7 protein-coding genes, 2 tRNA genes and 1 other RNA gene are annotated in these 7,338 nt (G+C 36.5%); 6 read left to right on the plus strand and 4 right to left on the minus strand.

The window, feature by feature from the left end; genetic code table 11:
- Nucleotides 1–46 precede the first annotated feature (46 nt).
- On the plus strand, nucleotides 47–1,426 hold the full coding sequence (locus tag KPC_RS16240; RefSeq protein WP_121975402.1) for a hypothetical protein: 1,380 nt from the start codon (nucleotides 47–49) through the stop codon (nucleotides 1,424–1,426).
- A gap of 62 nt (nucleotides 1,427–1,488) precedes the next feature.
- Here the strand turns inward: KPC_RS16240 and smpB are convergent, their stop codons facing one another.
- The gene (smpB, locus tag KPC_RS16245; RefSeq protein WP_121975403.1) at nucleotides 1,489–1,965 is read right to left on the minus strand and encodes an SsrA-binding protein SmpB; all 477 of its coding nucleotides are present in this window, start codon (nucleotides 1,963–1,965) and stop codon (nucleotides 1,489–1,491) included.
- Between the two features lie 155 nt (nucleotides 1,966–2,120).
- Between smpB and coaD the strand changes: the two genes are divergently transcribed.
- The 4 genes from coaD to KPC_RS16265 all read left to right on the plus strand — a co-directional run bounded on the left by coaD (nucleotide 2,121) and on the right by KPC_RS16265 (nucleotide 3,424).
- A complete protein-coding gene (coaD, locus tag KPC_RS16250) occupies nucleotides 2,121–2,612 on the plus strand; it encodes a pantetheine-phosphate adenylyltransferase (RefSeq protein WP_121975404.1) in 492 nt (163 codons plus the stop codon).
- Nucleotide 2,613: 1 nt separating this feature from the next.
- On the plus strand, nucleotides 2,614–2,877 hold the full coding sequence (locus tag KPC_RS16255) for a YfhL family 4Fe-4S dicluster ferredoxin (protein ID WP_121975405.1): 264 nt from the start codon (nucleotides 2,614–2,616) through the stop codon (nucleotides 2,875–2,877).
- 26 nt (nucleotides 2,878–2,903) lie between these two features.
- Nucleotides 2,904–3,280: RNase P RNA component class A (rnpB, locus tag KPC_RS16260), an RNA gene on the plus strand.
- Nucleotides 3,281–3,347: 67 nt separating this feature from the next.
- Nucleotides 3,348–3,424 (plus strand) — tRNA-Met (locus tag KPC_RS16265).
- A 173-nt stretch (nucleotides 3,425–3,597) separates the two neighbouring features.
- Here the strand turns inward: KPC_RS16265 and KPC_RS16270 are convergent.
- Together KPC_RS16270 and KPC_RS16275 are read right to left on the minus strand one after the other, a co-directional pair.
- Nucleotides 3,598–4,485: an RDD family protein gene (locus tag KPC_RS16270; RefSeq protein WP_121975406.1), complete on the minus strand. Its 888-nt coding sequence runs from the start codon at nucleotides 4,483–4,485 to the stop codon at nucleotides 3,598–3,600.
- A gap of 353 nt (nucleotides 4,486–4,838) precedes the next feature.
- Nucleotides 4,839–5,021 (minus strand): hypothetical protein, encoded by a 183-nt coding sequence (locus KPC_RS16275; protein ID WP_121975407.1) that lies wholly within the window; start codon nucleotides 5,019–5,021, stop codon nucleotides 4,839–4,841.
- 217 nt (nucleotides 5,022–5,238) lie between these two features.
- Here KPC_RS16275 and KPC_RS16280 point away from each other — a divergent pair.
- Nucleotides 5,239–5,315, plus strand: a tRNA-Met gene (locus KPC_RS16280).
- 117 nt (nucleotides 5,316–5,432) lie between these two features.
- On the opposite strand, the gene KPC_RS16285 is transcribed toward KPC_RS16280, so the two are convergent.
- Nucleotides 5,433–7,058 (minus strand): NAD+ synthase, encoded by a 1,626-nt coding sequence (locus KPC_RS16285; protein WP_121975408.1) that lies wholly within the window; start codon nucleotides 7,056–7,058, stop codon nucleotides 5,433–5,435.
- Nucleotides 7,059–7,338 lie beyond the last annotated feature (280 nt).

The raw sequence follows: 7,338 nt of genomic DNA on the forward strand, positions 1-7,338 counted from the left end.
TAATTATTTAATTTTTATTTAAAAATATAAGTATTGTGAATCGTATATGGATAATGCAAGTAAAAAAGTATGCCAATTGAGCCTGATACTTTTCTTATCCAGTATTTCTCTAGTTTCTGCACATAGTTTTGCAGAAGCGCATGGAATGAAAAAATTGAATGATTCTGAGCTTGCAGAAGTACAAGGGCAAGCCTTGATGAGTTTGAGTTATCTAGCACCAACGGATAGTGCCAATAAGATGCAGGGGCAGGGTATCGGTTTTTATAAACTTGGTATGGAAGCGGAACTTGAACTGAATGCCAATATCAAAAAGCTACAATTGGGCTGTGGTGGTGTCAATGGTGCCAATGGCTGTGATATTGATATTGATAGTTTGAGTTTGTCCGGAGCGCCAACGAGCTACGATGTAAATGGAAATCCAGTTTTTTCTAATTCAAGAGCATCAACCAGCGCACTGATTAAAAATCCATTCATTCAGTTTGCAATAAAAAATCCTAATTCAGCTTCTACGAGAACTGTTCAAGGTATTCAGTTAAGTGCCGAGGCTATAAATGGTTTTTTGACAGCTGGAGTTGACAATTTAGGAAACCCTAAAGATGGTATTCGCTCATTAAGCGGTTATATGAAGATTGCACCAACAACTGGTGTTGCGAAAACATCAGCAACAGTATTTGGAAAGGATTCATCACAAATATTATCTGGGAATTTGATAATTAATACTATCTGGAATAATAACCGTTCATTTGTAAGTCAACCTGATCAAAGTCAAGGGCTAACAATTCCTTCAATGAATGTACCATTCAATGTGCCTCAAATCACTGTTAATGGGGTAAGACAATCTCAAGCCGTAGTAGATAATATAGTTGCGACTGTTCCTTCCATTCAGTTGAATAGGGATAGTGGCAGTATACAGGTTAAGTTGAACAGCCCAGTGCTGTGGGTACAGGGGGCTAAATTTTATATGGACTCAGGATCATCCATAGATAATCTGAAGATGAATATTACTTTTGAGCAAGATTTAAATATGATTCATAATATTCCTTTACAAGGCACAGCTGGCTATTTATCTCTACAAGCACAGGATATTATTTGGCCAGGTGCAAATTCTGATGATATTGCAAAAAAAGGATGGTGGCTTTCATTTAAAGACCCGATTAATATTGGAAAATTAAATCCATCAAATGAAGTTGATATTTCAGATGTTCTGCCTCAAGTTGCTACAAAGGTATCACAAGTATTGACAAATAATCCAATTTATATTGGTCTTGGCTCTTCTGTTGGAGCGGCTTTTGGATTGCCAATTTATAAGAATGTTGGTTCTATAGATTTAAGTGGCTCAGGTGCAGCGAATTTAACTTTAAAAAATCAGATATTACAAAATCAACAAGTAAAGAGTAATTGTCATGGTAGTCTGAATTTTTGTTAAAATGCTTCATTTGAATTAAACCCTATAAAGCTATTTACACTTTATAGGGCATTTTATATCACTTATTTATGAAAGAGACGGGCTTTATCACGTTGCCAGTCACGATCTTTTTCAGTTGCCCGTTTATCGTGTAGCTGTTTACCTTTCACCAATGCGATTTCAAGTTTGACCAGATGACCTTTCCAGTAACAGGCAAGTGGTACACATGAATAACCTTTCTGGTTGACAGCCCCCATTAACTTTTCAATTTCACGTCTTGAAAGTAATAGCTTTCGGGTACGTGTTGCTTCGGGTACAACATGTGTAGATGCAGAAAGTAAAGGCTGGATTTGAGCACCGAATAAAAAAGCTTCATTATTTTTAAAAAGAATATAGCTCTCGGTAATAGTCATCCGACCTGCACGTAAAGACTTTACTTCCCAACCTTGTAATGAAAGACCAGCTTCGAATTTTTCTTCAATAAAATAATCGTGGCGCGCACGTTTATTTTGCGCAATAGTGCCACCATTATTTTTTTTAACGACAATATTTTTCGACATAATACGAATATTCCAAGATTGACCCTATTTTGCCCCAAACTTAGCCTTAGGTGAAGTATTTTCATATTTATCATTTTAAAAGATGATGCTTCTTCGCGTAAAAACAACTTTTTTGTTAAACTATAAACCTACAAAACAAACTAGAGTATAAATGGATGTCTAAAACTCGTGTCATCTATCCTGGAACTTTTGACCCTATTACGAATGGACATGTGGATTTGGTAGCAAGGGCGGCGAAAATGTTTGATGAGGTTGTCGTTGCAATCGCAATTGGACATCATAAAAATCCAGTATTTAGTTTAGATGAGCGTGTAGAGCTCGCTAAAGCATCATTGAGTCATTTACCGAATGTTGAATTTGTAGGATTTGATGGATTGCTTGTCAATTTTTTCCATGAACAAAATGCGACGGCTGTACTCCGAGGCTTAAGAGCTGTTTCTGATTTTGAGTATGAATTTCAACTTGCTAATATGAACCGTCAGCTAGATTCAAAATTTGAAGCTGTCTTTTTAACACCATCTGAGCAATATTCATTTATTTCATCGACTCTAGTCCGTGAAATTGCGCGTTTGAAAGGTGATGTCCACAAGTTTGTGCCACAAGCAGTGGTTGAGGCCTTTGAGCGAAAACATCAACAAGGTTGGTAGAGTGTCTTTATATATTACTGATGAATGTATCAATTGTGATGTCTGTGAACCTGTATGCCCCAATGAAGCTATTTTCATGGGAGAGGTGATCTATGAGATCAACCCGGATTTATGTACAGAGTGTGTTGGACATCATGAAGAACCGCAATGTCAGCTTTTTTGTCCGGTTGATTGTATTCCACATGATCCAAATCATGTGGAAGCCCATGAGGATTTGATGGAAAAATATAAAAAACTGATTGCTCAAAAAAGCGCAAGCAATTAGTTTCAAAATTTGATACTATTCGCCACGAAGTGGGCCAGACGATCGCTGCTGTGTAGATCTCCGTGATTGAAACAGGGGAGGAAAGTCCGGGCTTCAAAGGGCGAGGTGCCAGGTAACGCCTGGGCGGTGTGAACCGACGGAAAGTGCAGCAGAGAGTAGACCGCCTTCATTATCGTTTTTCTTCGGAAAAATGGAAGGTAAGGGTGAAAGGGTGCGGTAAGAGCGCACCGCATGACTGGTAACAGTTCATGGCATGGTAAACCCCACCTGAAGCAAGACCAAATAGGAATCCTGAGGTACGGCCCGTACTGGATTCGGGTAGGTTGCTGGAGCGTATGAGTGATCATACGCCTAGAGGAATGATCGTTCTCGACAGAACCCGGCTTATCGGCTCACTTCAAATGAATTTTCTTATATTTAGTGCTTGACGAAATGTCATATAAAGCAGATAATGCGCGCACAGTTTTTTTGGCTATGTAGCTCAGTTGGTTAGAGCACAGCACTCATAATGCTGGGGTCACAGGTTCAAGTCCAGTCATAGCCACCATTTTTATAGACCACGTTCCTAAACGTGGTCTTTTTTTATGTGAAATTTATTGTTTGGTCACAAATGACATCTTTATTATTTCAACAATTAAAATAAGCTGACTCAGCCTATCTTTTTATAAGTAGTCAAACGAATTGTATTGTCCCAAAATAAAGTAAGTTATTACGGTAATTTTAATAATCATTGAGGGATAAGTCATAAAGTTTCTGATGCAGAGAGATGAAGAAACCAAACTGACCTATTGAGTTGATTTTTAAGGAAACATGTTGAATATTCTTGAAGTCTTTTTTATGTATAGAACCTATTAGTTTTTTTTCAAAATCAGTATTTTTTACCAGATCAGGTTTGTTGACATATACATTGAGTATAATTCTCTGAATATGCTGATTCTGTATTTCTGATTTGGCTCGAACATGAATAACCTCTGCATTATTTTCCAAATCATGGACNAAGGGATATAAGACAGTATCTTCATTTTGCAGGAGTAAAGGTGAAATACGTACGAATACAATATATGAAATAAAGAGTACAAGAAAAAAATAATGATATTTCCAGATTTCTTTTTCATAAGCAGATGCTTTATTTATATCAACGACTACGCTTTTAGCAAGAAGGTCATGTAAACTTTGCTTGCTGTTTCGATTAAAGATAAAAAAGTACAGCAGCGATGATGTAATGACTGAAAATATAATAATCATTACGAGCTTAGCCTGAAAATTTTCAATCCAGTAATATAAGGAAGAGAGGCATAAGGGGGATAGAAACACAAAGGATCTGGCAAATGAACGAAGAATACCTAAATTGTTGTTATGTGTACTGAGTACACGAATTCCGAGCATGCTTTTACCAAATGTTTTTCCATCTGTTAATAAACTATCCATGCAGCCAAAATAGAGTAATATCAGTGCAAAACCGCCAAGTGTGAAACCTTTTGGGTATTGATAATAAAAATCATCTATACAAAAAAAGATGAGACAACTTATAAGGCTTAAAATAATTGCATCTATTAGAAATGCAAAAAATCTGCGACCAAATCCTGCAATATCGTGTGTTAGTAGCATATTGTTGACCTTTACCCCAGATCATTATTCATATGTTCAATATTCGATTGATTTAAACATCCAAAAATTAAAATAAAATTTATTTTTGATACATTCTTTTATTTTTTCACGCGAAGTTCGTAGTGGTTCAAACCTGTTTTATTTTTATATGTCGTAATATAAGTGTGTATAACGACCTATTATCTCTGGACTAACTCGAGTTTATTCTCAGTTTATTTGATGGGGATCAACTTTTATCTTTGGCAAAGTGTTTGGCATTGTTTATAAAACTTGTTATTTGTCTTGACTAAAAATATGATCTTGAAGTTGTGAAATTTTATGCTTAGATAAATGGAGTGTGGCACAGTGCATTGCTATTGCATTTTCTTTAGCAATATCAGGCTCATTTCCTGAACTAATTTTAGATAGTTTTGTTGTACTTTGCTTAATTGAACCAGACGACGTTTTTGTTGCATGCCTAGCATTTGTTGCTGATTAATCCATTTAGCAACATTCATACGAACGCCGTTATAATCCACAAAGGTTGGGCTAATCATTTCTCATGCAGAGCATAGCCATAAAGTCGTCGAAATGAGAAATAGCATTTCATAAGTCAGATACAATTATTTATTTTTTGACTATTTTACACATAAAATCAAAGAAATATGTATTAATTTTGGACATAAAAATATTAATTGTTTAAAGCATGATCATTAGAACGTCTAAGCGCTTGACGATATGCTGATAAGTAACGATAATGCGCACACAGTTTACGGCTATGTAGCTCAGTTGGTTAGAGCACAGCACTCATAATGCTGGGGTCACAGGTTCAAGTCCAGTCATAGCCACCATTTTCATAGACCATGCTCACCGCATGGTCTCTTTTTTTGTCTATAAAATTATTCGTTAAATGTTTAGGCAATAAAAAGCCCAAGTCTAAGCTTGGGCTTTTTATTTTACATAAATAACTAGATACCAGGTTTCCAGCCATTTACGATAGGATAACGACGTTCACGGCTAAACGCTCGTGACGTTATACGCGGACCGATCGCTCCCTGACGGCGTTTATATTCATTGCGGTCTACTAAGCGAATCACTTTTTCAACTATGTCTTTTTCAAAGCCTTTTGCAATGATTTCATCTTGGCTCAGATCTTCTTCAATATAAGCATAAAGAATGGCATCAAGAATGTCGTAAGCTGGAAGTGAATCCTGATCTTTTTGATCTGGACGTAATTCAGCAGAAGGTGGACGAGTGATTACACGTTCAGGAATAACAGCTACTTCACTAATACTATTGCGGTATTTGGCGAGCTCAAAAACAATTGTTTTATATACATCTTTAAGAACAGCAAAGCCGCCGACCATATCTCCATAAAGTGTACAATAACCAACAGCCAATTCAGACTTGTTGCCAGTCGAAAGAACAAGGTTGCCAAATTTGTTCGATAACCCCATCAACAATGTACCACGAGCACGTGCTTGCAAGTTTTCTTCTGTGGCATCAGCCGGGCTATTTCCAAAAAATGGATAAAGTGTCTGCATGAAACTGTTTACGATAGGATGAATTTCGGCGATGCCAAAAGTGACCCCCATACGTTTAGCCTGTTCAGTTGCATCTTCAACACTAATTTGTGATGTATAAGTATATGGCATCATCACTGCCTGAACTTTATCAGCACCTATAGCATCAACTGCAATTGCTAAAGTTAATGCCGAATCAATGCCACCAGATAAACCAAGGATAACACCTGGAAAACCTGAACGCTGTACATAATCACGAGTTGCAAGAACGAGCCCTTGATAAATCTCAGCCATCGTATCTAAAGCAGGTAATAATTCGTTTGATTTATATAGCTTATTTTCAGCATCATATTCAGTAAAGAAGACACCTTCTTTGAAGCTTGCTGCTTGTAATGCGAGCTTACCGTCATTGTTGATAACGAAGCTTGTACCATCAAAAATCAGATCATCTTGTCCACCAATTTGATTTACATAAATTAAATGGAGATTGAGCTGTTTTGCAAGTTCAGTTAAAGTTGCGATACGGTGTTGTGGTTTGCCGACTTCGTATGGTGAAGCATTTAGCACTAAAATCGTTTCAACATTTAATTGTGCTAATTGTTGCACGGTATTGATAGACCAGACGTCTTCGCAGATCAAGACACCAAATTTGTGTCCTAAGTATTCAAAAACGAGATGCTGATGACCTTCGTTAAAATAACGCTTTTCATCAAATACGCTGTAGTTGGGTAAATTTTGTTTGTTATACACTCCCAAAACTTGCCCATCTTTCATTACAGCTGCTGAATTATAACGATGCCCATCTTCAGCTTGATTGACAAAACCAAAAACCATCACGATATCTTTAACAGCACTCAATTGTTCAAAAGCTTTTAAAGTACGTTTAGACAGACTCGGGCGTAAAAATAAATCTTCAGCAGGATAACCAACCGTCGCAAGTTCAGGGAAAATGATTAGATCAGCATTTTGTTTTTTAGCTGCATTCGCTTCATCAATCATTTTTTGAACGTTTGACTCTACATTGCCAATGTGTGGTGAAAACTGAGCAAGGGCAATTTTAAAACTTTTCATCTAAATTAAGTCCTATTCCTATAGGGAAGTTTACGTATAGGTTTTTGATTTATAATATATAATTTTTTACCGATACGTATTGAGTCACACAAAATAAAACCAAAAAACCAAATAAAATAATAACCAATGAATGATTGTAAAATCTTATCTTTTGCAACGCAAAAATTACAGACTTGGCGTATTTTATCTAAAAAAACTACGAATACTAGTGGTGTAATGTGTTAAGCAAACTACTTTGTTAAAACAACATGGACAGTTGCAAAATCATGTACCCCAAAGA

The sequence above is a fragment of the Acinetobacter stercoris genome (assembly GCF_900323515.1).
Classification (GTDB): domain Bacteria; phylum Pseudomonadota; class Gammaproteobacteria; order Pseudomonadales; family Moraxellaceae; genus Acinetobacter; species Acinetobacter stercoris.

What these genes read in the sequence shown, in the direction of transcription:
- KPC_RS16240 (WP_121975402.1), top strand. Translation starts at nt 47, where the DNA reads ATGGATAATGCAAGTAAAAAAGTATGCCAATTGAGCCTGATACTTTTC.
- smpB (WP_121975403.1), bottom strand. Translation starts at nt 1,965, where the DNA reads ATGTCGAAAAATATTGTCGTTAAAAAAAATAATGGTGGCACTATTGCG.
- coaD (WP_121975404.1), top strand. Translation starts at nt 2,121, where the DNA reads ATGTCTAAAACTCGTGTCATCTATCCTGGAACTTTTGACCCTATTACG.
- KPC_RS16275 (WP_121975407.1), bottom strand. Translation starts at nt 5,021, where the DNA reads ATGATTAGCCCAACCTTTGTGGATTATAACGGCGTTCGTATGAATGTT.
- KPC_RS16285 (WP_121975408.1), bottom strand. Translation starts at nt 7,058, where the DNA reads ATGAAAAGTTTTAAAATTGCCCTTGCTCAGTTTTCACCACACATTGGC.